The 24,814-nt window shown below is 67.8% G+C and carries 25 protein-coding genes; 15 read left to right on the top strand and 10 right to left on the bottom strand.

Going from position 1 to position 24,814, the window contains the following annotated elements; translation table 11 throughout:
- Window positions 1–35: 35 nt before the first annotated feature.
- The 10 genes from AC1DOQ_RS08920 (at window position 36) to AC1DOQ_RS08875 (ending at window position 8,997) form a co-directional block, all read left to right on the top strand.
- Window positions 36–2,933 (top strand): monovalent cation/H+ antiporter subunit A, encoded by a 2,898-nt coding sequence (locus AC1DOQ_RS08920; protein ID WP_477362294.1) that lies wholly within the window; start codon window positions 36–38, stop codon window positions 2,931–2,933.
- Complete coding sequence (locus AC1DOQ_RS08915) at window positions 2,933–3,277, top strand: Na+/H+ antiporter subunit C (protein WP_477362292.1); 345 nt, start codon at window positions 2,933–2,935, stop codon at window positions 3,275–3,277. Before AC1DOQ_RS08920 ends, AC1DOQ_RS08915 begins: the two co-directional genes overlap by 1 nt.
- Window positions 3,274–4,881 (top strand): monovalent cation/H+ antiporter subunit D, encoded by a 1,608-nt coding sequence (locus AC1DOQ_RS08910; protein ID WP_477362290.1) that lies wholly within the window; start codon window positions 3,274–3,276, stop codon window positions 4,879–4,881. Before AC1DOQ_RS08915 ends, AC1DOQ_RS08910 begins: the two co-directional genes overlap by 4 nt.
- Window positions 4,878–5,405 carry a Na+/H+ antiporter subunit E gene (locus tag AC1DOQ_RS08905; RefSeq protein ID WP_477362288.1) on the top strand — a complete coding sequence of 176 codons (528 nt, stop codon included), beginning with the start codon at window positions 4,878–4,880 and terminating at the stop codon, window positions 5,403–5,405. Before AC1DOQ_RS08910 ends, AC1DOQ_RS08905 begins: the two co-directional genes overlap by 4 nt.
- On the top strand, window positions 5,389–5,667 hold the full coding sequence (locus tag AC1DOQ_RS08900) for a K+/H+ antiporter subunit F (protein WP_442122460.1): 279 nt from the start codon (window positions 5,389–5,391) through the stop codon (window positions 5,665–5,667). Before AC1DOQ_RS08905 ends, AC1DOQ_RS08900 begins: the two co-directional genes overlap by 17 nt.
- On the top strand, window positions 5,664–6,098 hold the full coding sequence (mnhG, locus tag AC1DOQ_RS08895; protein WP_477362286.1) for a monovalent cation/H(+) antiporter subunit G: 435 nt from the start codon (window positions 5,664–5,666) through the stop codon (window positions 6,096–6,098). Before AC1DOQ_RS08900 ends, mnhG begins: the two co-directional genes overlap by 4 nt.
- A 64-nt stretch (window positions 6,099–6,162) precedes the next feature.
- A complete protein-coding gene (locus tag AC1DOQ_RS08890) occupies window positions 6,163–6,531 on the top strand; it encodes a nuclear transport factor 2 family protein (RefSeq protein WP_477362284.1) in 369 nt (122 codons plus the stop codon).
- A 10-nt stretch (window positions 6,532–6,541) separates the two neighbouring features.
- Window positions 6,542–7,420 carry an alpha/beta fold hydrolase gene (locus AC1DOQ_RS08885; RefSeq protein WP_477362282.1) on the top strand — a complete coding sequence of 293 codons (879 nt, stop codon included), beginning with the start codon at window positions 6,542–6,544 and terminating at the stop codon, window positions 7,418–7,420.
- A 12-nt stretch (window positions 7,421–7,432) separates the two neighbouring features.
- Window positions 7,433–8,314, top strand: a complete 882-nt coding sequence (locus tag AC1DOQ_RS08880) for a helix-turn-helix domain-containing protein (RefSeq protein WP_477362280.1) — start codon at window positions 7,433–7,435, stop codon at window positions 8,312–8,314.
- A 152-nt stretch (window positions 8,315–8,466) separates the two neighbouring features.
- Complete coding sequence (locus AC1DOQ_RS08875) at window positions 8,467–8,997, top strand: DUF6622 family protein (RefSeq protein WP_477362278.1); 531 nt, start codon at window positions 8,467–8,469, stop codon at window positions 8,995–8,997.
- On the opposite strand, the gene AC1DOQ_RS08870 is transcribed toward AC1DOQ_RS08875, so the two are convergent.
- Complete coding sequence (locus AC1DOQ_RS08870) at window positions 8,949–9,776, bottom strand: alpha/beta hydrolase (RefSeq protein ID WP_477362276.1); 828 nt, start codon at window positions 9,774–9,776, stop codon at window positions 8,949–8,951. The genes AC1DOQ_RS08875 and AC1DOQ_RS08870 overlap by 49 nt on opposite strands.
- A 68-nt stretch (window positions 9,777–9,844) precedes the next feature.
- Between AC1DOQ_RS08870 and AC1DOQ_RS08865 the strand changes: the two genes are divergently transcribed.
- Window positions 9,845–10,585: a CPBP family intramembrane glutamic endopeptidase gene (locus tag AC1DOQ_RS08865; protein ID WP_477362274.1), complete on the top strand. Its 741-nt coding sequence runs from the start codon at window positions 9,845–9,847 to the stop codon at window positions 10,583–10,585.
- A 9-nt stretch (window positions 10,586–10,594) separates the two neighbouring features.
- On the opposite strand, the gene hrpA is transcribed toward AC1DOQ_RS08865, so the two are convergent.
- Window positions 10,595–14,923, bottom strand: coding sequence for an ATP-dependent RNA helicase HrpA (gene hrpA / locus AC1DOQ_RS08860; RefSeq protein WP_477362272.1), 4,329 nt, complete (start codon window positions 14,921–14,923; stop codon window positions 10,595–10,597).
- 46 nt (window positions 14,924–14,969) lie between these two features.
- Here hrpA and argA point away from each other — a divergent pair, with 46 nt between their 5' ends.
- Both argA and AC1DOQ_RS08850 read left to right on the top strand, forming a co-directional pair.
- Window positions 14,970–16,292, top strand: coding sequence for an amino-acid N-acetyltransferase (argA, locus tag AC1DOQ_RS08855; RefSeq protein ID WP_477362270.1), 1,323 nt, complete (start codon window positions 14,970–14,972; stop codon window positions 16,290–16,292).
- 34 nt (window positions 16,293–16,326) lie between these two features.
- The gene (locus AC1DOQ_RS08850; protein ID WP_477362268.1) at window positions 16,327–16,599 is read left to right on the top strand and encodes an oxidative damage protection protein; all 273 of its coding nucleotides are present in this window, start codon (window positions 16,327–16,329) and stop codon (window positions 16,597–16,599) included.
- A gap of 88 nt (window positions 16,600–16,687) precedes the next feature.
- Here the strand turns inward: AC1DOQ_RS08850 and AC1DOQ_RS08845 are convergent, their stop codons facing one another.
- From AC1DOQ_RS08845 to AC1DOQ_RS08830, 4 genes are all read right to left on the bottom strand, one after another.
- The gene (locus AC1DOQ_RS08845) at window positions 16,688–17,935 is read right to left on the bottom strand and encodes a glycosyltransferase family 9 protein (RefSeq protein WP_477362266.1); all 1,248 of its coding nucleotides are present in this window, start codon (window positions 17,933–17,935) and stop codon (window positions 16,688–16,690) included.
- Window positions 17,936–18,323: 388 nt separating this feature from the next.
- Window positions 18,324–18,659 (bottom strand): hypothetical protein, encoded by a 336-nt coding sequence (locus AC1DOQ_RS08840; protein WP_477362264.1) that lies wholly within the window; start codon window positions 18,657–18,659, stop codon window positions 18,324–18,326.
- A gap of 13 nt (window positions 18,660–18,672) precedes the next feature.
- Window positions 18,673–19,350 (bottom strand): ribose-5-phosphate isomerase RpiA, encoded by a 678-nt coding sequence (gene rpiA, locus AC1DOQ_RS08835; RefSeq protein WP_477362262.1) that lies wholly within the window; start codon window positions 19,348–19,350, stop codon window positions 18,673–18,675.
- A gap of 55 nt (window positions 19,351–19,405) precedes the next feature.
- On the bottom strand, window positions 19,406–20,170 hold the full coding sequence (locus AC1DOQ_RS08830) for an autoinducer binding domain-containing protein (RefSeq protein WP_477362260.1): 765 nt from the start codon (window positions 20,168–20,170) through the stop codon (window positions 19,406–19,408).
- 132 nt (window positions 20,171–20,302) lie between these two features.
- Here AC1DOQ_RS08830 and AC1DOQ_RS08825 point away from each other — a divergent pair, with 132 nt between their 5' ends.
- Complete coding sequence (locus AC1DOQ_RS08825) at window positions 20,303–20,782, top strand: VOC family protein (protein ID WP_477362258.1); 480 nt, start codon at window positions 20,303–20,305, stop codon at window positions 20,780–20,782.
- A gap of 22 nt (window positions 20,783–20,804) precedes the next feature.
- Window positions 20,805–20,927 (top strand): hypothetical protein, encoded by a 123-nt coding sequence (locus AC1DOQ_RS08820; RefSeq protein ID WP_477362256.1) that lies wholly within the window; start codon window positions 20,805–20,807, stop codon window positions 20,925–20,927.
- Here the strand turns inward: AC1DOQ_RS08820 and AC1DOQ_RS08815 are convergent, their stop codons facing one another.
- The 4 genes from AC1DOQ_RS08815 to edd all read right to left on the bottom strand — a co-directional run bounded on the left by AC1DOQ_RS08815 (window position 20,928) and on the right by edd (window position 24,647).
- On the bottom strand, window positions 20,928–21,413 hold the full coding sequence (locus AC1DOQ_RS08815) for a hypothetical protein (protein ID WP_477362254.1): 486 nt from the start codon (window positions 21,411–21,413) through the stop codon (window positions 20,928–20,930).
- Window positions 21,414–21,517: 104 nt separating this feature from the next.
- Window positions 21,518–22,075: a Rhs element Vgr protein gene (locus tag AC1DOQ_RS08810; RefSeq protein ID WP_477362252.1), complete on the bottom strand. Its 558-nt coding sequence runs from the start codon at window positions 22,073–22,075 to the stop codon at window positions 21,518–21,520.
- Window positions 22,076–22,082: 7 nt separating this feature from the next.
- Window positions 22,083–22,706, bottom strand: coding sequence for a bifunctional 4-hydroxy-2-oxoglutarate aldolase/2-dehydro-3-deoxy-phosphogluconate aldolase (eda, locus tag AC1DOQ_RS08805; protein WP_477362532.1), 624 nt, complete (start codon window positions 22,704–22,706; stop codon window positions 22,083–22,085).
- A 24-nt stretch (window positions 22,707–22,730) separates the two neighbouring features.
- Complete coding sequence (gene edd / locus AC1DOQ_RS08800; protein ID WP_477362250.1) at window positions 22,731–24,647, bottom strand: phosphogluconate dehydratase; 1,917 nt, start codon at window positions 24,645–24,647, stop codon at window positions 22,731–22,733.
- Window positions 24,648–24,814 lie beyond the last annotated feature (167 nt).

The raw sequence follows: 24,814 nt of genomic DNA, 5'->3' as shown, positions 1-24,814 counted from the left end.
GACTTCAACCATCACAACGTGCCGGGCCAGCGCTGATGCCGATGTGGCCGCTGTCCCTCCTGGTCCTGCTTCCGTTCATCGGCGCCTTCGTGGCCGTGTGCATGCCGCAAGGCTCGCGCACGCGCCCGGCGGCAGTGGCCGGGCTGGCGACCCTGGCCGCGCTGCTGCTGGCCATTTCCCGGTTCGGGCAAGTCCGCACCGGCGAGGTCCTGCGCGCGCGCGCCGCCTGGCTGCCGGAGGCCGGCCTCGACCTCGTCTGGCGGATGGACGGGCTGGCCTGGCTGTTCAGCGTGATCGTGCTGGGCGTCGGCCTGCTGGTGCTGGTCTATGCGCGCTACTACATGTCGCGCAGCGATCCGCTGGGCCGCTTCTTCGCCTACATGCTGGCCTTCATGGGCTCGATGCTGGGCGTGGTCTTGTCCGGCAACATCATCCAGCTGGTCGTGTTCTGGGAGCTGACCAGCCTGACGTCCTTCCTCCTGATCGGCTACTGGCACCAGCGTAACGATGCGCGGCGCGGCGCCCGCATGGCCTTCACGGTCACCACGGCGGGCGGTCTGTGCCTGCTGGCCGGCATGCTGACTCTCGGCCATATGGCCGGCAGCTACGAGCTCGACGTGGTGCTGAAGGCGGCCGACCGGATCCAGGCGCACAGTCTCTACCCGACGGCGCTGGTGCTGATCGCGCTCGGCGCGCTGACCAAGAGCGCGCAATTCCCCTTCCACTTCTGGCTGCCGCATGCGATGGCCGCGCCGACCCCGGTCTCGGCCTACCTGCATTCCGCGACCATGGTCAAGGCCGGCGTGTTCCTGCTGATGCGCCTGTGGCCGGTGCTCTCGGGCACCCAGGAATGGACCTGGATCGTCGGCGGCGCCGGCGTCTGCACCCTGCTGCTGGGGGCCTTCTACGCCATCTTCCAGCACGACATGAAGGGCCTGCTGGCGTATTCGACCATCAGCCACCTGGGCCTCATCACGGTCCTGCTGGGCATCGGCACGCAACTGTCGGTGGTGGCGGCCATCTTCCACACCATGAACCATGCGGTGTTCAAGGCTTCGCTGTTCATGGCGGTCGGCATCATCGACCACGAGACCGGCACCCGCGACATGCGCATCCTGCGCGGGCTCGGGAAGGTCATGCCGTTCACGGCGGCGCTGGCCGTGGTCGCCAGCGCCGCCATGGCCGGGGTGCCGCTGCTGAACGGCTTCCTGTCGAAGGAGATGTTCTTTGCCGAGGCGGCGCTGGCCGGCGGCACCGAGGACTGGTCGATGGCGGTGGCGGCCACCTTGATGGGAATCTTCAGCGTCGCCTACTCGCTGCGCTTCATCGGCGTGTTCTTCGGCCCGCTCGCGCATGACATCCCGAACCACCCGGCCCACCAGATCCACGAGCCGCCGCGCTGGATGCGCTTCCCGGTCGAGTGCCTGGTCCTGCTGTGCATCGCCGTCGGCGTGCTGCCGGAGCGCACGGTCGGCGCCGTGCTGGCGGTGGCCACCCGCGCGGTGCTGGGGCCGAACATGCCGGAATACGACCTCGCCATCTGGCACGGCGTCAACCTGCCGCTGCTGATGAGCTTTGTCGCGCTGGCCGGAGGCTGCGTGTTCTACGTCTTCCTGCGGCGCCGCGCCAACCTGCGCCAGCGCACCGACGTGCCGGTGCTGCACCGCCTGAAGGGTGCGCAAGCCTACGAGAACATCATGCAGTGGCTCAGCCTTGCGGCGGCCTGGCTGATCCGCTGGACCGCCACCCGCCGCCTGCAGCCGCAGTTCCGGGTCATCGTGTTCATGCTGGTGGCCGTACCGCTGCTGCTGGCCCGGCCGCTGCCGGCCTGGAACCCGCCGGAACTGGGCGACTTCGACCCGCGCTTCTCCCTGCTGTGGCTGATCGGCGCCGCCTGCGCGGTGGCGGCGGCCTGGAAGGCCAAGTACCACCGGCTGGCGGCGCTGATCATGGTCGGCGGCACCGGCATCGCCACCAGCATCAGCTTCCTGTGGCTGTCGGCGCCGGACCTGGCGCTGACCCAGCTGATGGTGGAAACCGTGACCACGGTGCTGATCCTGCTCGGGCTGCGCTGGCTGCCGCTGCGCCGGGCGCCGCCCGGTCTGCTGGCGCTGCCGCCGGCCTCCACCCAGTTCCGCCGCGCGCGCGACCTGCTGCTGGCGCTGGCCGGCGGCCTCGGACTGGCGGCACTCAGCCACCTCGTGCTGACCCGCCCCACGGGCCGCAGCATCAGCGATTTCTACGTGCTGCGCGCGCTGCCGGAAGGCGGCGGGGCGAACGTGGTGAACGTGCTGCTGGTCGACTTCCGCGGTTTCGACACGATGGGCGAGATCACCGTGCTGGGCGCGGTGGCGCTGACCGTGTACGCGCTGCTGCGGCGCTTCCGGCCGGCGTCCGAGAGCGTGGCAATCCCGCTGCAGCAGGCCAACGACGCCGATCCGGCGGTGCGCCAGCCGCCGGCGCTGCAGGCCGCCAGCGGCTACCTGATGGTCCCCGCCGTCTACATGCGCATGCTGCTGCCGGTGATGGCTACCATCGCCGCCTATTTTTTCATGCGCGGCCATAACCTGCCGGGCGGCGGCTTCGTCGCCGGCCTGATCTTCGCCACCGCCCTGATCCTGCAGTACATGGTGGCCGGCACCGAATGGGTCGAGGCCCACCTGCGCCTGCGTCCGCACCGCTGGATCGCCTGGGGCCTGGGCATGGCCTGCGGCACCGGCCTGGGCGCCTGGCTGCTCGGCTACCCCTTCCTGACCAGCCATACGGCCCACCTGGTGCTGCCGCTGCTGGGCGAGACCCACGTGCCGAGCGCCTTCGTGTTCGACCTCGGCGTGTTCCTGGTGGTGGTGGGTTCGACCATGCTGATCCTGGTGGCGCTGGCCCACCAGTCGCTGCGCAGCCACCGGCTTCCGCCCGCCAAGGAGATCCAGTAATGGAAGCCGTCATCTCGCTGGCCATCGGCATCGTCTTCGGCGCGGGCATCTGGCTAGTGCTGCGGCCGCGCAGCTTCCAGGTGCTGTGCGGGCTGATGCTGATGTCCTATGCCGTCAACCTGTTCATCTTCGTCATGGGCCGGCTGTGGATCGACCGGCCGCCGCTGACACCCGCGGGCAGCACGCCCGATCCGGCCGCGCTGGCCGACCCGCTGCCCCAGGCCCTGGTGCTGACCGCGATCGTGATCGGCTTCGCCACCACCGCGCTCTACCTGGTGGTGATGATCGGTTCGCGCGGCCTGACCGGCACCGACCACGTCGACGGCAGGGAGCCCGAGCAATGAGGGCGCTGGACCACCTGCTGCTGGTGCCGATCCTGCTGCCGCTGCTGTGCGGCGCGGTGCTGACGCCGCTGACCCAGGGCTGGCACCGGCTCAAGTTCGCGCTCGGCTACGCTTCGGTGCTGGGCATGCTGGCGACCGCGCTGACGCTGGCCGCAATGGCCGACGGCGGCTACTGGCAGGGCGGTATCGGCGTCTACCTGGCCGCCAACTGGGCGGCGCCCTTCGGGATCGCGCTGGTGGCCGACCGCCTGGCGGCGCTGATGCTGCTCCTCACCGCGCTGCTGGGCCTGGCCGCCCTGCACTTCGCCAGGCAGCGCTGGGGCCGGATCGGGGTGCACTTCCATACGCTGTTCCAGTTCCTGCTCATGGGGATCAACGGCGCCTTCCTGACGCACGACCTGTTCAATCTCTTCGTGTTCTTCGAGGTGATGCTGGCGGCTTCCTACGGCCTGGTGCTGCACGGGTATAACGCCGAACGGCTGCGCGCCAGCATGCAGTACATCGCCGTCAACCTGGCCGCCTCGCTGCTGTTCCTGCTCGGCGCGGCGCTGATCTATGCCGCCGCCGGCACCCTGAACATGGCCGACCTGGCCGCCCGCGTCGCCGCCATGGCGCCCGCGGATCGCGGCCTGCTCGAACTCGGGGCCACCGTGCTGGCGCTGGCCTTCCTGATCAAGAGCGCGATGTGGCCGCTCGGCTTCTGGCTGCCGACCACCTACGCCGCCGCCTCGCCCCCGGTGGCGGCGATGCTGGTGCTGATGACCAAGGTCGGCGCCTACGCCATCCTGCGCCTGTGGCTGCTGCTGTTCCCGGCCAACGATGGTTCGGCGGCCGGCTTCGGCTACGATGCCCTGCTGTGGGGCGGCATGGCCACCATCGTGTTCGGCGCCGCCGGCATGCTGTCCACGGACAGCGCCGGCCGCCTGGCCGGCTATGGCGCCATCGTCTCGTCGGGGACGCTGCTGGCGGTGATCGGTTACGGCCAGGCCTCGCTGGTGGCGACCGGGCTGTATTACCTGGCCGGCTCGACGCTCGCGATCGCCGCCTTCCTGCTGCTGATCGAACTGATCGAACGGATCCGCACCCCGCGCGCGGCGATGCTGGCATTGACGATGGAAGTCTGGGCGGTCGAGGACAAGCCGGACGAGCCGGAGGGACGCGGCGTGCCGGCCGCGATGGCCTTCCTCGGCCTCTCCTTCGCCGCCTGCGCGCTGGTGATCTCCGGCCTGCCGCCGCTGTCCGGCTTCGTCGCCAAGTTCAGCCTCTTCCATGCGCTGCTGAATCCACCGGACGGCCCCATTCCCGCCGCCGGCTGGGCGCTGATGACCCTGATCCTCGCGGCCGGCCTGGTGGCGGTGCTCTCGATGATGCGCTTCGGCGTGCGCACCTTCTGGGCCAGCAGGGTCGATGCGCCGCCCAGGCTGCAGCGCTCGGAAGTCCTGCCGGTGCTCTTCCTGCTCGGGCTGACGGTCTTCATGACGGTCGAAGCCGGGCCGATCTTCGGCTACCTGGGCCGCACCAGCGAAGGCATCCACCGGCCGGCGGATTACATCGCCCGGGTGCTGGGCCAGCCGCCGGTAGCGTCCGCGGTGGAGGCGAAATGACGCGCTGGCTGCCCTTCCCCTTCGTCTCGCTGGCGCTGTGCATCCTGTGGCTGCTGCTGAACCAGACCGTGCATCCGGCCCACCTGCTGCTGGGCGCCGCCGTCGGCATCGCCGCGCCGCTCCTGAGCCGCAAGCTGCAGCCGCTCGGCTACCCGCGCCTGCGCACGGCGGCGCAGTGGCGATCCCTGGTGCGCCTGCTGTCCATGGCTTCGGTGGAGGTGGTGCGCTCCTGCTTCGCGGTATGCCGGATCATCCTGTTCGCCGACTACACGCGGGTCAATTCGCAGTTCATCCGGGTGCCGCTGACCTTGCGCGATCCCTACGGCCTGGCGGCGCTGTCCTGCCTGATCAACATGACGCCCGGTACGGTCTGGGTCGAGATCCTGCCCGAACGCTACGAGCTCTCGCTGCACGTGTTCGACCTGCAGGACACGCAATGGTGGATAGACACCATCAAGACCCGTTACGAACAACCCCTGATCGACATCTTTGAAACGGAGGCTTCCCGTGGCGACCCTGTTTGAACTGGCGGTCGGCTATGCGCTCGTGTGCGTGCTGGCGGCCATGCTGCTGTGTACCGTGCGCCTGCTGGCCGGCCCCTCGGCCCACGACCGCGCGCTGGCGCTCGACACCCTGTGGATGTGCGGGATGCTGCTGGCGCTGGTGCTCGGCATCCGCTACGGCTCCCAGGTGTACTTCGAAGCGGCGATGCTGATCGCGCTGCTGGGCTTCGTCTCGACCGTCGCCCTGGCCAAGTTCCTGATGCGCGGGGAGATCATCGAGTGAACGGCCTGGAACAAACCCCGTCCTGGGCGCTGGCGGGCGCCGCGCTGCTGCTGGTCCTGGGCGCCAGCATCATCCTGATCGGCGCCCTCGGCCTGCTGCGCCTGCGCACCTTCTACCAGCGCATCCACGGCCCGGCGATCACGATCACGCTCGGCGCCGGCTCCGTGCTGCTGGCGTCGATGCTGTACTTCACGGCCGCGCAATCGCGCCTGGTGGTGCATGAACTGATCATCGCCGCCTTCCTCCTGATGACGGCGCCGGTGGCCTCGATGATGCTGATGCGCGCCGCCGTCTACCGCGACCTGCGCGCGCGCCGGCCGGACTCCGGCGTGGAGGCCGGCAAGGTGTATGCCGTCGCCCCCGCCCGGCAACTGGCCGCCCCGCCCCCGCCGCCGTCCCCGGACGCGGGGCCGCCATTACCTGGGAGGTAATCGCCACCCGGCGCGCTGCCGGGCACACTGGTCTCCATCAACCACCCACCACAAGGAGATCGACATGAACCACGCAGCCACCCAGGCCACCATCATCGCCGACCGCTACCTCGCTGTCTGGAACGAACGCGACGACATCACCCGCCGCGCCCGCGTCGCCCAGCTGTTCGCGGCCGACGCCACCTATGCCGACCCGATGATGCACGGCAGCGGCATCGACGGCATCGACAACATGATCGCCACCGCCCAGCGCCAATTCCCCGGCCTGCGTTTCAGCCTGCACGGCACGCCGGACGGCCACAACAACGTGGTGCGTTTCTCGTGGACGCTGGCCGCCGACGGCGCCGCACCGGTGGCCAGGGGCAGCGACGTCGCCTACATCGACGGGCGCGGCCGCCTGCTCAAGGTCACCGGCTTCCTCGACGCCGCCTGAGGAGACGACCATGGGCACCCATGCCGCTACTCACCCCCAGGTCGCCGGCCCCAACACCATCGCCACCGCGGACGGGGTCCGGCTGTTCTACCGCGACTGGCCCGGCAGCCATGCGCAGGCCAGGGCCGTCCTCTTCGTCGGCGGCTGGTCGATGCCCTCGACGTCCTGGGGCTACCAGATGATGGCCCTGCAAGGCCGCGGCCTGCGCTGCATCGCCTTCGACCGCCGCGGCCACGGCCGCTCCGGCGACCCGGGCGGCGGCTACGATTTCGACACCCTGGCCGGCGACATCGCCGCCGTGATCGACGCCCTCGACCTGCGCGACGTGGTGCTGGTCGGCCACTCGATGGGCTGCAACGAGATCGTGCGCTACCTGAATCGCTTCGGCAGCGCGCGCGTCGAACGCGTCGCCCTGCTGGGACCGATGACACCGGGCGTGACGCTCTCGCCGTCCAATCCCGGCGGGGTCGACCCGACCCTGCTCGCGCAGTTCCGCAGCCGGCAGCTGCTGCGCGACTACCCGCTGTGGATCGAGGAGAACATCGGGCCTTTCGTGCCGGGTGCGAACCCCACCACCAGGGCCTGGCTGGCCGCGATGGCCCTCGATAATTCGCTGCAGGCCCTGCATGACTGCCACGCCGCGGTGCAGGGCGCCGACATGGTCGACGAGCTGCGCGCCATCGACGTGCCGGTACTGATCATTGCGGGGGATTGCGACGTCTCGGCACCGCTCGAGCTGACCGCGCGCCGCAGCGCAGCGCTGATCCCGGACGTGCGCCTGCGGGTGATCGAGGGCGCGGCCCACGGCATGTTCGTGACCCATGTCGAGCGGGTGAACGCCGACCTGCTTGAGTTCATTTCCGAGCCCGGTTACATTGGGCGCGACTGAACAGGAGCGATGATGAGCACAGCAAGCACAGTGAGCGCAGCGGCCGCAGGCATCGAAGACGCCGGCACCGGAGCGGAGTCGAAATACTTCAGCGACTTCGCGTCCGCGCTGCGCTACTGGCGCACCCGGCGCGGCGTCAGCCAGCTGCGGCTGTCGACCGACAGCGGGGTCTCGCAGCGCCACCTGAGCTTCCTGGAGAGCGGCCGCTCCCAGCCCAGCCGCGACCTGATCCTGAAGCTCGGCATCGCGCTCGACGTTCCGCTCCGGCAGCGCAACGCGATGCTGCTGGCCGCCGGTTTCGCGCCGGCCTACCAGGAACGCAGCCTGTCCGACCCCGAACTGGCCAGCGTGATGCAGGCGCTCGAATTCATGCTGCGCCAGCAGGCGCCCTTCCCGGCGCTGGTGGTCGACCGCCTGTGGAACCTGGTGATGTTCAACGAGCCCGCCGCCGGCATGATGAAGTGGCTGCTCGGCATGCCGGAGGAAGCGGTCATCCCGCGCGACGGTTCGATCAATGTGCTGCGCCTGATGCTGAGCCCCGACGGCCTGCGCCGCCACCTGCTCAACTGGGAAGCCGTGTGCGCCGACAGCCTGCTGTGGATCCAGCGCGAAGCCATGGCCGACGGCCCGGGCAGCGAAGCCACCGCCCTGCTGGCCGAACTCTCCATCCTGCCCGGCATGCCCTCGGCCGGCCACCTGCCCAACCTGGAACGCCGCGCCCTGCCCTTCCTGCCCCTGCAGATCGCGCGCGACGGCATCCGCCTGAACCTGTTCACCACCATCACCACGCTCGGCACGCCGCATGACGTCACGGTGCACGAGCTGCGGCTGGAGTCCTTCTTTCCGGCGGATGCGGAGACGGCGGCCTGGTTCAGGGAGCGTTTCGGCGGCTAGACAGGCCACGGCGGCCGTGCAACTGGCGCCGCCCGGCTGCATTTCGCGCCGGTCCGCCGCAATTCGTCGCATGCCGTTCCGCTGCCTTCGCGGCTGGGGCAAAGTGCTCTCATCCGATGCACTTTACCCCAACCAAGCCGAAGGAGCCCATCATGCTGCAGCAGATCCTGATCCACACCCCCGTCTACGTCTGGGCCATCCTGGCCGTGCTGGTCTGGCGCGGCACCGCCGCCCTGCGCGACCGCGAGATGAAGGTCCGCAGCCTGTTCATCATCCCGGCCGTGATGCTGGTGCTGTCGCTGCAGGACGTCGGCAGCAAGTTCGGCTCGAGCGGCCTGGCCTACGCCGCCTGGGCCGCCGCCGCGGCAGCCACCGCGCTGCTGGTGTGGAAATCCGGCCGTGGCCGCACCGCCCCCGGCTCGGCGCCCGGCAGCGTGACCGTGCGCGGCAGCTGGGTGCCGCTGGCGATGATGATGGCGATCTTCTTCACCAAGTACGCGGCCTCGGTGCTGCTGGCGGTGCTGCCGCATGCGCGCCAGGATGCGCTGGTCGCGGCCGGCGTGTGCGCCCTGTTCGGCATCTTCAACGGCTGCTTCCTGGGACGCCTGGCGCGCGATGTCGCCGCCGTGCGCGGTCAGCGCGGCTTGAGCACCGCCCGGAATGCCGTCAACGCGGCCGGATGATAGACGGTGGCATGCGTCTCGCCGGGCCAGGCCTCATAACTGAAGCCGAGGCCCGGCGCCTTTTCCAGGCTGGCCGTCAGCGCGGGGTCCATGTCGGGCAGGGCATCGGCGCTGGCCGCGATGTACAGGGTCTTCTTCACCGCGCCGGACGGCGGCTGCGTGCTCAGGCGCTGGGCCAGCCGGCGGCCGTTCCACCACAGGCTGGGGTCGATGGCGATATAGGTGTCGAACAGGTCCGGCTCCAATGCCAGGGTCTCGACCACGAACAGCCCGGCCAGCGATTCGCCGACGATGGCCCGCTCCCGCGTGACGCGGTAGCGCTTTTCCACTTCCGGCATCAGCTCGGTGCGGATGAAGTTGCGGTAGGCCTGGGAGCCGCCGACCTGGGGTGCGATGCTGCGGTCCTTCGCGACCTCGGTCGGACCGGTAAGGTCGCGACGGCGCTGGGTGTTCTCGATGCCGACCAGGAGAAACGGCCGCACGGTGCCGTTGCCGGCACCGACCTGCAGCAGGCCGGCCACGTGCAGGAAGTCTTCCAGCATGCCGCCGTCCGGCATGTACAGCACCGGCAGCGGCGTGCCGGCGGGGATCCCGGCCGGGACGTAGACGTTGATGCGCCGGGTCTCGCCGAGCGCGGCGGACTGGATGGTCCAGGTGTCGCCGATCGACAGCGGCGCGGCTGCGGATGCGACGACCGGCGCCGCCGCCGCCGCGGTGCTCCAGCAGCCGATCGACAGGGAGGCCGCGAAGGCGGCGGAAGTGATACGTGACATCGGCATGGGCATTCTTTCTTGTGGTTGTGACAAAGCGTGGATTTGTTCGACACCCGCGGCTGGTATTGTCCAGCATGGCCAACAGTATCCACCTTTTTCCCTTGCCCGACCTGCTTCTGACGCTGTACCTGCTGCTCGTCTTCCCTCTTCAGCGCCTGTGGCGCAGCCTGCATCCGGCCCCGCGCAAGCCGCCGCTGCCTCCCCTGCGCACATACTGGAAACAGGCCCGCTTCGTGCTGGTGCTGCTTGCCGCACTGGTGGCGGTCATGTGGAGCGGCGGGCATTCGGCGGCCGACCTCGGGCTGGCCTTCCCGCTGACGTCGGCTGCGGCCTGGGGCCTGGCCATCGCCTGCGGCGTGCTGCTGGCGCTGCACCTGGCCGGCAAACGGATGGAGAACAGGATGACGCCGGCGCAGCGCACCGCGCAGGAAGCACGGCTGCAGCACCTGCCCTTCGCGATGCCGCGCACGGCGCTCGAGAGCGCGGCCTATCTGGCCACCTCCGTCCTCATGACCGCAGCCTGGGAGATCCTGTTCCGAGGCTACCTGCTGCTCGTGGTCCCGCCGCTCACCGGCCTGCCGGTGGCGATCGCGCTGGCCGCCATCGCCTACGGCGCGGCGCATGGCTACAAGAATCCGCGCCAGTTCGCCGGCTCGATCGCTGCCTCCTTCGCCTTCGCGATCGGCTATGCGCTCACCAGCAGCCTGTGGTGGCTGATCGTGCTGCACGCGGCCGCGCCGGTCACGATGCTGTTCACCGTGAAAAAAATCCAGGCACGGGCGGCGCAGGCCGCGGCATCCGCGCCGGCGGCATAGCCGCGCGGATTAGCGCAGCATCGACTCCCACACCTTCTGCAGGCGCTTGCTGGACACCGGCATCGGCGTCCTCAGCTCCTGCGCGAACAGCGAGACGCGCAGCTCTTCCAGCATCCAGCGGAAGTCCGTCATGCGCGGATCGAGGTTCTTCAGCGGCTGGTTCTTGATGGTGCGCTGGAACTGGCTCGCCGCCGTCTGCCACTCCGCCATCAGCTGGGCGTCGCGCGCCGTATTGGTGCGCAGCTTTTCGAGACGCACGTTCATCGCCTTCAGGTAGCGCGGGAAGTGGGCCAGCTGGCTGTACTCGGTGTCGGCGATGAAGCGCTTGTGCACCAGTTCCTTCAATTGCGATTGCATGTCGGCGGCCACCGCCTGCGGCAGGTTCTGCAGGCGCTTGGGCATGCCGTGGAACTCGGCCAGCACCTGTCCCACCAGGCGCGCGATCTCGTTGATCAGGAGGCCGATGCGCCCCTTGCCCTCGTCCTTCCGCTTGTTGAAGGACGCCGCATCGTGCGGCAGCGGATCCTGCAGGCAGGCGATGTCGATGGCCTTGTTGACGATCTGCTCGCGCAGGTCGTCGGACGAACCGACCGACATGAACTGCATGCCCATCTGCTGCAGGCCGGGGATGTTCTTCTCGGCGAACTTGAGCTGGTCCTTGAACTGCAGCGCGAACAGGCGGCGCAGGCCGATACGGTGGGTGCGCGCGGCCACGTTGGGGTCGTCGAAGACTTCCAGGTCGCAATGCGTGCCCTTGTCGACCAGGGCCGGGAAGCCGATCAGGGTCAGCTTGCCCTGGTTGATCTCCAGGAGTTCCGGCAGCTCGCCGAAGGTCCACCCGGTGATGTTGGTGGTGGCCGACGCAGGTGTGCCGGCCGGCGCCGCTGCCGCTTCCTTGCCTTTCGCCGCCGGCGCATTCGCGGCGGGAGCCGGAGCAGAAGCCGCGCCGGACGCCGAGCCGGATGCCGCAGCGGGCTTGCCGAACGCCGCCTGCGCCTTCGCCTGGCCGCTGGCCACGGCCGCCGGCGTGGATTCCGCCATGCGCTGGAAGCTCTGGCGCGCCTGGCTGCCCAGTTCCGCCTGGAGCGTGGCCAGGTTGCGCCCCATGTCGAGCTGGCGCCCATGCTCGTCGACCACCTTGAAATTCATGAACAGGTGGGCCGGCAGGGTCTCCAGCTTGAAGTCGGTGGTCAGCACGCGCGCACTGGTGTGCTGGTGGATGTCGGCGATCAGGGCGTCGATCAGGTCGCCGCGACCGAAGCGCACCGGGTCCTGGTTGCGCTCGAAGAAGCCGGCCGCGTAGTCCGGCAGCGGCACGCAGTGGCGGCGCAGCTTCTGCGGCAGGGACTTCAGCAGCAGCTGCACTTTTTCCTTCAGCATGCCCGGCACCAGCCAGCCCGGCCGCGCCGAGGGGATCTGGTTCAGCGCGAACAGCGGCACGGTCAAGGTGACGCCGTCGCGCGGGCTGCCCGGCTCGAAGTGGTAGCTCAGCGACATCTCGATGCCGGTGACATTCATCGTCTTCGGGAACAGCTCGGTGGTGACGCCGGCCGCCTCGTGGCGCATCAGCTCCTCCTTGTTCAGGAACAGCAGCTTGGGGTTGTCGCGCGAGGCGTCTTTGTACCACTTCTCGAAGCCTGCTCCGTTGACGATGTCGCCCGGGATCTCCTTGTCGTAGAAGGCCGCGATCAGCTGGTCGTCGACCAGCACGTCGAGGCGCCGCGACTTGTGCTCGAGGTTCTCGATTTCGCGGATCAGCTTCTGGTTGTGGGCGAAGAAGGGCGCGCGGGTGTCGTAGTCGCCCCCCACCAGCGCGTCGCGGATCAGGATCTCGCGCGATTCGGCCGGATTGATGTTGGCGTAGTTGATGCGGCGCTGGCTGTAGACGACGATCCCGTACAGGGTCGCACGCTCGCTGGCCGTCACCTGGGCGCTGCGCTTTTCCCAGCGCGGCTCGCCCCAGGATTTTTTCAACAGGTGGCCGCCGATCTTCTCGACCCACTCGGGCTGGATCTGGGCCAGGGTGCGCGCATACAGGCGCGTGGTCTCGACCAGTTCGGCCGCCATCACCCACTTGCCCGCCTTCTTGCCGAGGTAGGAACCGGGCCAGATGTGGAACTTGATGCCGCGCGCGCCGAGATAGTGACCACCGGAAGGCGTTCCGCCTTCCTCTTCCATCTTGTAGCCGATGTTACCGAGCAGGCCGGTCAGCAGCGCCAGGTGCAGCTGCTCGTAGGTGGCCGGGGCTTCGCTCAGGCGCCAGCCCTGCTCCCTGACGATGGTGAGCAGCTGCGAGTGCACGTCGCGCCACTCGCGCAGGCGCAGCTGCGAGAGGAAGTTCTCGCGGCAGGTTTCCATCAGCTGGCGGTTCGATTTCTTGTGTTCGATGGCCTGCTCGAACCAGCGCCAGATCTTGATATAGCTGAGGAATTCGCTCTTCTCGTCGGCAAATTTTTTATGCTTCTCATCGGCCTGCTGCTGGTATTCCATCGGCCGGTCGCGCGGGTCCTGCACCGACAGCGCAGACGCGATGATCAGCATCTCGGTCAGGCAGTCGTTGTCGACGGCGGCCAGGATCATGCGGCCCACGCGCGGGTCGAGCGGCAGCTTGGCCAGCTTGCGTCCCATGGGCGTGAGCTCGTTGGCATCGTCGACCGCGCCCAGTTCCTGCAGCAGCTGGTAGCCGTCGGCGATCGCGCGGCCCTGCGGCGGTTCGACGAAGGGGAAGGTTTCGACGTCCGTCAGGTGCAGCGACTTCATGCGCAGGATGACGGCCGCCAGCGAGGAACGCAGGATCTCCGGGTCCGTGAATTTCGGACGCTGCAGGAAATCGTCTTCCTCGTACAGGCGGATGCAGACGCCGTCGGCCACGCGGCCGCAGCGGCCGGCGCGCTGGTTGGCCGCCGACTGCGCGATCGCCTCGACCTGCAGCTGCTCGACCTTGTTGCGGTAGCTGTAGCGTTTTACACGCGCCAGGCCGGAATCGACGACGTAGCGGATGCCGGGCACGGTCAGCGAGGTCTCGGCCACGTTGGTCGCCAGCACGATGCGGCGCGCGTTGGTGGTCTTGAAGACGCGGTCCTGCTCCTCGCTGGACAAGCGGGCGAACAGCGGCAGGATCTCGACGTGCGGCGGATGCTGCTTGCGCAGCGCCTCGGCGCAGTCGCGGATCTCGCGCTCGCCGGGCAGGAACACCAGCACGTCGCCCTGTCCCAGGCGGCAGAGCTCATCGACGCCGTCGACCACGGCGTCGATCAGGTCGCGCTTGTCGCGCGCGGCCTGGGCCTTCGACACCGACTTGCCCGAATCGGAGGCGCCTGCGGGAGCGGACACCGGGTCGCGGTCGACCGGGCGGTAGCGCACCTCGACCTTGTACAGGCGGCCGGAGACTTCGATGACCGGCACCGGCTTGCTCTCGCTGCCGAAGTGGCGCGCGAAGCGCTCGGCGTCGATGGTCGCCGAGGTGATGATCACCTTCAGGTCCGGGCGGCGCGGCAGGATCTCCTTCAGGTAGCCCAGCAGGAAGTCGATGTTCAGGCTGCGTTCGTGGGCCTCGTCGATGATGATGGTGTCGTAGGCCTTGAGCAGCGGGTCGGTCTGGGTCTCGGCCAGCAGGATACCGTCGGTCATCAGCTTGACCCAGGCGCCCGGCTGCAGAGTGTCGTTGAAGCGCACCTTGTAGCCCACGTGCTCGCCCAGCGGCGTGCCCAGCTCAAAGGCGATGCGCTTGGCGGTGCTGGAAGCCGCGATACGGCGCGGCTGGGTGTGGCCGATCATGCCCTTCTCGCCGCGGCCCAGTTCCAGGCAGATCTTGGGCAGCTGGGTGGTCTTGCCGGAGCCGGTTTCGCCGGAGACGATGATGACCTGGTGCTTCTGCAGGGCTTCGGCGATCTCGCGGCGGCGGCCGGAAACCGGCAGGTCTTCGGGGAAGGTGATGACCGGGAGCGGGGTGCGCAGCGGCGGCTTGCGTTCGCCGCGCGGCTGCTCGCCGCGGCCCTCTTCACGCTGGCGGCGCTCGCCGTCGCCGGCCTTGCGCTGCTGGCCACGTTCGCCGCCCTGCGGCGTGGCTGCGGGCGCACGCGCCTTCGCCTGCGCGAGCGCATTCGCCAGCGCACCATCGCGTCCGCCCCGCTGGCCTCCACCTTGCCGGCCATCGCCACCACGGCGCTCGCCGGCCTCGCGGTGCACGCGTTCCGGCTTGGCCTGCAGGTCCGGTGTCTTCGTCAGCGGCGCGCGTGTGTCGGCGCGGCCCGCGTCCTGGCGGGACGGGCTTGGATTGCGGTCGGTGGAAGCGGCGCGCGCCGGGCTCGGCGAAGGCTTGTTAGTCTGTTCTGACATTGATTTTTACAAGGTATTTGGTGCGCAAGTCGCGCAGCCAATTATAATGCGGCAAATGGAAAACCCTACCCAATTCGTCCAGTGGCTGCGCTCGGTCGCGCCGTATATTCACGCGTTCGGCGGCAAGACTTTCGTCGTCGCCTTCCCAGGTGAGCTGGTCGCCGCCGGCGCCCTGCCCGTGCTGGCCCAGGATCTGTCCCTGCTGGTCGGCCTCGGCATCCGCGTCGTGCTGGTGCACGGCTCGCGGCCCCAGGTCGCCGAGCAGCTCGCCCTGCGTAACGTCGAGGGACGCTTCCACAACGGCGTGCGCATCACCGACGGCGCGGCGATGGAATGCGCGAAGGAAGCGGCCGGCGAACTGCGCCTGGATATCGAGGCTGCCTTCAGCCAGGGTTTGCCGAACACGCCGATGTCGAATGCCCACATCAGCATCGTCTCCGGCAACTTCGTGACCGCGCGTCCGCTGGGCGTGATCGACGGCATCGACTTCGAACTGACCGGCGTCACCCGCAAGATCGCGGCCGAGAAGATCCACCCCATCCTGCAGACCGAAGACAATATCGTGCTGCTGTCGCCGCTCGGTTTCTCGCCGACCGGCGAGGTGTTCAACCTGACCATGGAAGACGTGGCCTCGCAGGCGGCGATCGCCCTGCATGCCGAAAAGCTCATCTTCATCACGGAGACGCCGATGATGCTTGACGCCGCCGGCGCCGAGATCCGCGAACTGTCGTCGCACCAGGCCGAAGCCGTGCTGCAGGCGGGTTTCCTGCCGAACGACGCCTCGTTCTACCTGCAGCACGCGATCAAGGCCTGCCACAGCGGCGTCGACCGCTCCCACATCGTGCCCTACCAGCTGGACGGCTCGGCCCTGCTCGAACTGTTCACCCACGACGGCGTGGGCACCATGATCAGCCACGAGAACCTGGAAAGCCTGCGCCAGGCCACAATTGAGGACGTCGGCGGAATTATCAAGCTCATCGAACCGCTGGAAGCCGACGGCACCCTGGTCAAGCGTCCGCGCGAGCTGATCGAACGCGAGATCGACCATTTCTCCGTCATCGAGCACGACGGCGTGATCTTCGGCTGCGCCGCGCTCTACCCCTTCCCCGGCGAGAAGATGGGCGAGATGGCCTGCCTGACCGTGAGCCCGGACGCCCAGACCCAGGGCGACGGCGAACGCATCCTGAAGAACATCGAAAACCGCGCCAGGGCCGCCGGCCTGACCAAGCTGTTCGTGCTGACCACCCGCACCGCGCACTGGTTCAAGAAGCGCGGCTTCGTGCCGGCCACCGTGGACGACCTGCCGAAGGACCGCGCCCACATGTATAACTGGCAGCGCCGGTCGCAGATTTTCATCAAGACCTTATAATTGTCGCTTTCCGAATCGAACCAGGAGCAAGAACATGGCGCGCACCGTCCACTGCATCAAACTGAACAAGGAAGCCGAAGGCCTGGACTTCCCGCCCTACCCGGGCGAACTGGGCAAGCGGATCTATGAAAGCGTGTCGAAGGAAGCGTGGCAGGGCTGGCTCAAGCACCAGACCATGCTGATCAACGAAAACCGCCTGAACATGGCCGACGCCCGCGCCCGCAAATACCTGGCGACCCAGATGGAGCGCCATTTCTTTGGCGAAGGTGCCGACCAGGCAGCCGGTTACGTGCCGCCGACGGCCTGATCGTCCGCATCGCAGCAAAGCAAAACGGCGCCAGATCTGGCGCCGTTGTCGTTTTCACTTTCTTCGCAGCGATCCCCTCTGAGCGGGGTCAAGCCTTGAGCACCGCCATCACATCCTGCACGCCTATCCTGTCGACCCAGTCGCCGCGCTGGGGCGCGGTGATCACGGTGCTGTTGCCCCGGTCGATCGGCGCCCATTCCGGATTGTTTTGCCGCATCAGGGCGATCACCGGCACGTGGACGGCATTCGCCAGGTGCATCACGGCCGTTTCCACCGAGATGACCAGTTCGCACAGGCTCAATACGGCCGGCAACTGGAAAAAATTGTCTTCCGCACTGAACAGCCAGGTCCGCTCCAGCCCGGCCGCCGCGAACAGCTCGCGGGCCCGCTCCAGCTCCTCGGGCACCACGTTGACGACGAAGCCGGCGTCGCGCCAGTCCGTCTCGCAGCGCATGGTTCGGATCAGTCCGATGACCCGTTCGAGCGGCCAGCTGCGTTCCACCGACTTGGAAAACGCGTTGACGAAGACCACGCGGGACGGCTGACCGTCGACGCCCATGAAGCCCCAGTCCGCGAACTGCCCGCGCGCATAGGCGACCCACTTGTCCGCCACCTGGAGCACCGGAAAGCGCGCGGACGGCGGAATCTCCATGCCGAATAGCTGGGTGAACCAGCCGGCGTAGATGTCGCTGATGTGCTGGCCGGCATGGGAAGCCGCCGTGTAGGCCGGGATGAAGGCGTCCAGCTTGCGGTAGACGAGGCGCTTGGGCAGGTCGTAGGGCCGCACCCGTTTCTTCTGCCCGACCACGAAGCCGTGCGGGCTGATGCTGCGCGCCAGGCTGGCGTACTTGTGGCGCTCCAGCACGGCGAGCGAGACCACGACCGGATAGTCTTCCCGGCGCGCCGCTTCCAGCGATTCGCGGTAGAGCCGGGGGCTGTAGGTTTCGTCGTAGACCTTGTGGATGTACGGGCATTCGGCCAGCCAGTCGTACAAGGCATATTTGCGGAGATGCTCCCATTCCGAAGAACGGGAGGTGCGGCGGCGCTCGTCGACCCACAGGTGGATCTTCAGGTGGGGATGGGCCTGGGCGAAGGCCTGGAAGCAGCCCTGCAGGTAAGTGAAGTCGCCGAGGGCCAGGTGGGCGATGAACAGGATCTTGTCGGCTTTCCCCAGCAGTGCGGGAGAGACCAGCGGGGCCTGCACGGCCGGGAGGAAAGGACGGGCAGCATCGAATCCCGATGGGTGCGGCGCAACATGGGGTCCGGCAAAAGCGGGCTTGGCGCCATGCTTGCGCCAGGCATCGAGCCCGATGGCTTGTTCACCTGCTGGTTTCATATTCCGACCTTGCACTAAAAACGATACGGAAATTCTATGGGGAATCAGCTGTGCGAAATGCTAATGAACTGTAAGAATTCGTAAAGTTATGTCAAGACGATAGCATGCTGCACTGCAGAAGTATGCATGCGCACGATTGGATGAACGAAAAGCAGACAAAGGCGGCGAACGCGCGACGGCGCCCGCACGAACAGCATCATGCCCGCCAACAGGGCTGCCGCCGTGACCATCTCGGGACTGCACCAGTTGCCGTACAAGATGCCGCCGCTGAGCAGCACCAGCCCCAGGGCCGCGAAGGCGCGCCCGCCTTGTCGGGCCTCGGCATCAGCAGGCCAGCAGGATCAGCGCCAGCTGGACGGCGAAGGCCAGGCGCGGCGAACCACGCGCGTCACAACTGGCGGCACTGGCGCATTTCGCAGCGCGCCATGAACACCTTGCCGCTATCGCATTGCATGCGGTAGACCTCGACCGGGCCCGGCTCGGTGACCAGGCCGGCGCCCTGCCCGCCCGTGCAGGCCTGCTGCCTGGCCAGCTTCTCGACGGTGTTCGACGAGACGCCCAGGCGGAACGGCAGCTTCTGGATCGGCGTGCCGTCCGCGTCGACCGGCCCGGCAGGCCTGGCCGGCGCCGGCGCCGCCGCGGACACGGGAGGCATCGGCTGGTGGAACATCGAGCAGCCGCCCAGCAGCGCGGCAAGGAAGATCATGCAAGGCAGACGCTTCATGCCGCGCTCCGGATCAGAAGCTCAGGGTCTTGACGCCTTCCGCCATGCCCAGCAGGCAGACGTTGGCGCCGCGCTGGGCAAACAGGCCGACGGCGATCACGCCGACGATCTGGTTGATTTCCGTTTCCAGCGCCACCGGATCGGTGATCGACAGGCCGGCCACGTCGATGATGTGGCCGCCGTTGTCGGTGACGAAGGCTTCATCGCTGCCCGGCTTGGTGCGCAGCTTCGGCTGGCCGCCGAGGGCCGCCAGCTTGCGCATCACGGCCGCGCGCGCCATCGGCACGACTTCGACCGGCAGCGGGAACGTGCCCAGGGTCTGGACCAGCTTGGAACCGTCGGCGATGCACACGAAGCTCTTCGAAACGGACGCGACGATCTTCTCGCGCGTCAGGGCCGCGCCGCCGCCCTTGATCATGGCGCCGGAAGCGTCGATCTCGTCGGCGCCGTCGACGTAGACGGAGATCGACTCGACGTCGTTCAGGTCACGCACCTCGATGCCGTGGCTGCGCAGGCGGGCGGCGGTGGCTTCCGAAGACGCGACCGCGCCCTTGATGCGGTGCTTGATCTTGCCGAGTTCGTCGATGAAGAAATTGGCGGTCGAGCCGGTGCCGACGCCGATGATTTCGCCGTCGACCACATAGTCGATGGCGGCGCGGGCTACCGCCTGCTTGAGTTCGTCCTGAGTCATGATGATGTTGTTGGCAGGTGAGAAATGCCGCCATTCTACCGGATGCGGGCAGACCTCAGATCAGTCGCAGCATCGCCGCCTTCAGCACACCCGCCGTCTTGTTGGCCGCGCCCAGCTTGCGCAACGCGTTATCGATGTGGAAGATCACCGTGCGCTCCGAGATCGCCAGGATCTCCGCGGACTCCGAAGCCGTCTTGCCGTCCGCCGCCCAGCGCAGCACCTCGACCTCGCGCTCGGTCAGCCTGATCGAGGCCGCGCCGTCCGGCCGGGCGGCCAGGATGTTCGACAGCGCAGCATGCGCCGCCTGGGCCAGCCAGTGCATCTTGTGCGAGTTCGCCTGGTATTCGCTGTGCGCGATGGGCTCGCCCGAACGGGCAAGCGTCAAGAGGCTGGCGACACCCTTGAGGTCGTGCGTCGGCTGGGCCCAGCCGATCTGCAGTCCGTGGGCGCGCGCATCTTCCCACAGCGCGCGGCTGGATGCGAACAGCGCCTCCGACCACAGCAGGGACCGGGTCGAGCTCATGCCGTGGGCCACGGTGGGATCGTCCTTCATGTACTGCTCGGACTGGTATCGCAGCTGCCAGGCTTGCGGATAATTGTTGACCATGATGGTGCGCGGGTTCGAGAACGGCAGCGGCAGGCGCATGCCGAACGCGCAGTAGTCGAAGCCGAGCTCCCCGGCCGCCTTTACCAGCAGCTCCAGCAAGGCGGCCTCGGTGCGCGCTTCCGCCAGGCCCTGCAGCCAATCCTGATGTCCATCCATGCCGAACTGCTGCGCCACCCTGCTCTCCAGGTAAGGGAACCGTGATACCTCGAACACGCCGGCCTGCAAGAACTTACAGTGCCTTGCCGGACAGAAGACTGCTAGACTGGCGTGCCATGAATTGTTGCCAACAATAACACAAGAAGCACCCTACCCAGCCGGCATTTTTTCACCCCTGAGGAGACGAGGATGATCAGCAAGAACACGATTTGCCTGTGGTTCGACAAGGACGCACTGGAAGCGGCGCAGTTCTATGCCGCCACCTTTCCGGACAGCGCGGTTACGGCGGTCCACCACGCGCCGGGCGACTACCCCGCCGGCAAACAGGGCAATGTGCTGACGGTCGAGTTCACGGTGGCCGGCATCCCCTGCCTCGGCCTGAACGGCGGTCCGGGCCACCCGCACACCGACGCCTTCTCCTTCCAGATCGCGACCGACGACCAGGAAGAAACCGATCGCCTGTGGAATGCCATCGTCGGCAACGGCGGCCAGGAAATCGCCTGCGGCTGGTGCAGGGACAGATGGGGCCTGTCGTGGCAGATCACGCCGCGCGTGCTGTCCGAAGCCATCGTCGATCCCGACCCGGCGGCGGCCAAGCGGGCCTTCGAAGCGATGATGGGCATGGTGAAGATCGATGTCGCAGCCATCGAGGCGGCGCGGCGCGGCTGAGCTAGCCCGATCGCCGAGATCCATGATGGACCAGTTCAGGCCGACCTACGAACTGTGGACCGTGCGCCGCGAATCCTGGCTGCCGCCTTTTCCGCTCGCCAGGCATTACGAACACGACCGCCCGGACGGGCGTACCGAAGGCTAGTCACTGCTCCGGCGGCAGGCAGCCGAACAGGCGCTTGCCGGGCCGCTCGCCATCCCAGATCTGGTGCACGACGGCGCTGCCGTCGCGCTGCTTCGCCAGGCAGAAGCGCGCCTCGTAGGCCTGGGCGGCGGCGCGGACCTTGCCGGGCCTGGCGTCGATGCGCAGGTAATAGACCTTGCCCGGCTCCAGCGCGACCGCCCTGGTGCGCGGCAGGGACGCGACCTGCCCGCCGTAAGGCACGCACATCGAGAAACGGAGGGGGAAGGTGCGCTCGGGCGGCATGGCCATCTTCCACAGCAGGCGCTGGCCGTCCGTGACGGTGACGGAGTGGAAGTCCGGGGTCCCTTCGCGGTCTTCGCGCGGGCTGATGGTAAAGCACGGACCGCCGCGCGGGCCCTCGCGCACCTCGGCCGCGCCGATGCGGGCAGCGGCATCCGCAGCCGGCACGAGGAAACACAGCACGCATAGAAGGAGTGGAAATCGCATGACGGTCTCGCCTGGGAACGAACGTACGCGGGAAAGCCTACGTTGGCGGGCTTGGCTGGGGGTTGATTGGGCGCAATTGGAGCTTGCTTGGGCCGGTGGCGGCGCTACGAACCTGGATCCCCTTCTTCGCGGGGACGACGTATGAACCTGCGTGCACGGCCTTTAGGAAGATTGTCGCGGCCCCTAGGATTGGACAGGAATCCGGCCAGCACATGTTCGTACAAGCCCAGCTGATGCGCATGCCTGCGCTGGCGCACGATGCGCGGCAGTTGCAGGAATTTCAGTGCGAAGTAATCGGCCAGCAGCTCGCCCTGGGCTTCCATATTGTAGTCGCCCAGGCTGGCGCCTTCGCGCAGTTCGTAGTGGTAGGAAAGGCCCAGGCGGATCGCGCCGCGCAGGCGGACCGGGTAGCCCATCTGGTGCTGCCAAACATGCACCATCTCGTGCATGAACCAGTGGATGACGGTGGGATTGCCCAGGCTGTAGTCGGGCAGGAAGCAGGAACGGTGGAAGTAGATGCTGCCGTTGGGGGACATCGCACAGTTCTTCGGCTGCAGCGGCAGGTAGCGGCGGTCGTGGACACGCACGCGGCTGTAGTCGATGGCGCCGCCGAACAGCAGCGACGCCATCGCGATCTCGCCCGGGGTCAACCCGCGCGCCATGCAAGCCTTAAGCGGCGCGCAGGCTCGACGCGGACCTGGCCAGGTCGGTGATCAGGTCCCAGTCGCCGGCCTTCATCGCGTCCGCGGGGGTCAGCCAGGAGCCGCCCACGCAGGCCACGTTCTTCAGCGCCAGGAACTGCGGCGCGGTCTCGATCGAGATGCCGCCGGTCGGGCAGAAGGTCACGTCCGGCAGCGGGCCGGCGATCGCCTTCAGCATGCCGACGCCGCCTGCCGGCACCGCCGGGAACAGCTTCAGCTGCTTGAAGCCGGCTTCGCGCGCCACCATCACTTCGGACGGGGTCATGCAGCCCGGCAGCAGCGGCAGGCCACTCTTCTTCGCTGCCTCGATCAGGGCCGGAGTCAGGCCCGGCGACACGCCGAACCTTGCCCCGGCATCGCGCGAGGCGGCGAATTCCTCCGGCTGGGTCAGGGTGCCGACGCCGACGATCGCGCCTTCGACCTGGGCCATGGCGCGGATCGCCTCCAGGCCATGCCTGGTGCGCAGGGTCACCTCGAGCACGCGGATGCCGCCGGCGACCAGCGCCTTGGCGAGGGGAACGGCGTGGTCCGGATCGTCGATCGCGATCACCGGGATCACGACGGCCGATTTCATGATGTCGAGCAGGCTCATATCAGTACTCATCGTTGCGCTCTCTTACTTGGATTTACGGAACAGGAAGTCTTCGTCGGAACCCGGCATGATCTCACCGCTGTCGGTGCCTTCGTGCAGGGGAACGGTGGTGTCGATCGGCGACGGCAGCGGGAAGTGGGCGGCGCCCTCCTCGGCTGCGGTGACGGATTTGCGGAATACCTCGAACAGCTCGCGGCCCATGCCGATGTGGCTCCTGCTCAGGTCTGCCGTGGCCATCTTGCGCGATGCCCACACGTCGGCCGGCACCAGCGCCTCCAGCGTGCCCGCGGTCGCGTCGACACGGATGATATCACCATCGCGCACCAGCCCCAGCGGGCCGCCGGCCAGGATTTCCGGCGACACGTGGATCGCCGCCGGCACCTTGCCGGACGCGCCCGACATGCGGCCGTCGGTGACCATCGCCACGTGGTAGCCGGCATCCTGCAGGTTCGACAGCGCCGGGGTCAGCGCATGCAGTTCCGGCATGCCGTTGGCGCGCGGGCCCTGGAAGCGGATCACGGCGACGAAGTCGGTGTTCAGATGGCCGGCCTTGTACGCGTGCATGAAGTCTTCCTGCGAATCGAAGGTCTTGGCCGGCGCCTCGACGATGTGATGTTCCTTCTTGACGGCCGAGACCTTCATGACGGCGCGGCCCAGGTTGCCCTGCACCAGGATCAGGCCGCCATCGGGGCTGAACGGGTTGGTGTGCTTGCGCAGCACGGCCTCGTCGCCGCTCTGTTCCGGCAGGTCTTTCCAGACCACCTGGTCGCCGTCCAGGAACGGCTCCTTGCAGTGGGCGCGCAGGCCGCGGCCGAGGATGGTGTTGACGTCGTCATGGGCGAGGCCGGCATCCAGCAGTTCGCGGATCACGAAGGTCGGGCCGCCGGCGGCCTGGAAGTGGTTCACGTCGGCGTCGCCGTTCGGGTAGACGCGCGCCAGCAGCGGCACCACCTTCGACAGCTCGTCGAAATCGTTCCAGTCGACCACGATGCCGGCTGCGCGCGCGATCGCGATCAGGTGCATGGTGTGGTTGGTCGAGCCGCCGGTCGCGTGCAGCGCGGCGATCGCGTTGACGATGCTCTTCTCGTCGACGATGTGGCCGATCGGCATATATTCGCCGCCCTGCTGGGAGATCTTGACGGCGCGCTGGGCAGCGGCGCGGGTCAGCGCATCGCGCAGCGGGGTGCCCGGGGTGATGAAGGCGGCGCCCGGCAGGTGCAGGCCCATCATCTCCATCAGCATCTGGTTGCTGTTGGCGGTGCCGTAGAAGGTGCAGGTGCCGGCGCCGTGGTAGGCCGCGGACTCGCCTTCCAGCAGCTCTTCGCGGGTGGCCTGGCCTTTCGCATAGCGCTGGCGGATCGCCGCCTTTTCCTTGTTCGAGATACCGGTGGTCATCGGACCGCCCGGCACGAAGATGCCCGGGATGTGGCCGAAGTGCAGCGCGCCGATCAGCAGGCCCGGCACGATCTTGTCGCAGATGCCCAGGTAGAGGCTGGCGTCGAACATATTGTGCGACAGCGCGATGGCGGTCGACATCGCGATGGTGTCGCGCGAGAACAGCGACAGCTCCATGCCCGGCTGGCCTTGCGTGATGCCGTCGCACATGGCGGGCACGCCGCCGGCGAACTGGGCCACCGCGCCGACGTCGCGCACCGCGTCCTTGATCACTTTCGGGAAGTACTCGAAGGGCTGGTGGGCCGACAGCATGTCGTTGTACGAGGAAACGATGGCCACCGACGGCTGCTTCTGCTCGCGCAGCTTGAGCTTGTCGCTGGCCGGGAATGCCGCAAAGCCGTGCGCCAGGTTCGTGCACGCCAGCGTCCCGCGCTGGACGCCTTTGACGCGTGCCGCGTCCAGGTGCGCCAGGTAAGCCTGGCGCGAGGGCCGGCTACGCTGGATGATGCGTTGGGTCACCTTCTCTACTACGGGATGCACCGCCATGATCGTTCCTTATGAATTGGATTTCTGAAATTTTACTACAAAATACGAAGGGGCGCATGCCAGCGCCCCGTTTTCGCATGACGTATCGGGATGTGCAAACATTGATCGCGGGCACGGTGTGCCCGCCCTACGGTAGGGTGGGCACACCGTGCCCACGCATCCCTGAA

The organism is Massilia sp. 01N417 (assembly GCF_056399645.1).
This window is presented reverse-complemented; position numbering and strand designations above follow the sequence as displayed.

Excerpts from the sequence above, each read along its gene's own strand:
- AC1DOQ_RS08920 (WP_477362294.1), top strand. The coding sequence starts at position 36 with ATGCCGATGTGGCCGCTGTCCCTCCTGGTCCTGCTTCCGTTCATCGGC.
- AC1DOQ_RS08915 (WP_477362292.1), top strand. The coding sequence starts at position 2,933 with ATGGAAGCCGTCATCTCGCTGGCCATCGGCATCGTCTTCGGCGCGGGC.
- AC1DOQ_RS08910 (WP_477362290.1), top strand. The coding sequence starts at position 3,274 with ATGAGGGCGCTGGACCACCTGCTGCTGGTGCCGATCCTGCTGCCGCTG.
- AC1DOQ_RS08905 (WP_477362288.1), top strand. The coding sequence starts at position 4,878 with ATGACGCGCTGGCTGCCCTTCCCCTTCGTCTCGCTGGCGCTGTGCATC.
- AC1DOQ_RS08890 (WP_477362284.1), top strand. The coding sequence starts at position 6,163 with ATGAACCACGCAGCCACCCAGGCCACCATCATCGCCGACCGCTACCTC.
- AC1DOQ_RS08885 (WP_477362282.1), top strand. The coding sequence starts at position 6,542 with ATGGGCACCCATGCCGCTACTCACCCCCAGGTCGCCGGCCCCAACACC.
- AC1DOQ_RS08880 (WP_477362280.1), top strand. The coding sequence starts at position 7,433 with ATGAGCACAGCAAGCACAGTGAGCGCAGCGGCCGCAGGCATCGAAGAC.
- AC1DOQ_RS08875 (WP_477362278.1), top strand. The coding sequence starts at position 8,467 with ATGCTGCAGCAGATCCTGATCCACACCCCCGTCTACGTCTGGGCCATC.
- AC1DOQ_RS08870 (WP_477362276.1), bottom strand. The coding sequence starts at position 9,776 with ATGCCGATGTCACGTATCACTTCCGCCGCCTTCGCGGCCTCCCTGTCG.
- AC1DOQ_RS08865 (WP_477362274.1), top strand. The coding sequence starts at position 9,845 with ATGGCCAACAGTATCCACCTTTTTCCCTTGCCCGACCTGCTTCTGACG.
- hrpA (WP_477362272.1), bottom strand. The coding sequence starts at position 14,923 with ATGTCAGAACAGACTAACAAGCCTTCGCCGAGCCCGGCGCGCGCCGCT.
- argA (WP_477362270.1), top strand. The coding sequence starts at position 14,970 with ATGCGGCAAATGGAAAACCCTACCCAATTCGTCCAGTGGCTGCGCTCG.
- AC1DOQ_RS08850 (WP_477362268.1), top strand. The coding sequence starts at position 16,327 with ATGGCGCGCACCGTCCACTGCATCAAACTGAACAAGGAAGCCGAAGGC.
- AC1DOQ_RS08845 (WP_477362266.1), bottom strand. The coding sequence starts at position 17,935 with ATGAAACCAGCAGGTGAACAAGCCATCGGGCTCGATGCCTGGCGCAAG.
- AC1DOQ_RS08840 (WP_477362264.1), bottom strand. The coding sequence starts at position 18,659 with ATGAAGCGTCTGCCTTGCATGATCTTCCTTGCCGCGCTGCTGGGCGGC.
- rpiA (WP_477362262.1), bottom strand. The coding sequence starts at position 19,350 with ATGACTCAGGACGAACTCAAGCAGGCGGTAGCCCGCGCCGCCATCGAC.
- AC1DOQ_RS08825 (WP_477362258.1), top strand. The coding sequence starts at position 20,303 with ATGATCAGCAAGAACACGATTTGCCTGTGGTTCGACAAGGACGCACTG.
- AC1DOQ_RS08820 (WP_477362256.1), top strand. The coding sequence starts at position 20,805 with ATGATGGACCAGTTCAGGCCGACCTACGAACTGTGGACCGTGCGCCGC.
- AC1DOQ_RS08815 (WP_477362254.1), bottom strand. The coding sequence starts at position 21,413 with ATGCGATTTCCACTCCTTCTATGCGTGCTGTGTTTCCTCGTGCCGGCT.
- AC1DOQ_RS08810 (WP_477362252.1), bottom strand. The coding sequence starts at position 22,075 with ATGGCGCGCGGGTTGACCCCGGGCGAGATCGCGATGGCGTCGCTGCTG.
- eda (WP_477362532.1), bottom strand. The coding sequence starts at position 22,706 with ATGAGCCTGCTCGACATCATGAAATCGGCCGTCGTGATCCCGGTGATC.
- edd (WP_477362250.1), bottom strand. The coding sequence starts at position 24,647 with ATGGCGGTGCATCCCGTAGTAGAGAAGGTGACCCAACGCATCATCCAG.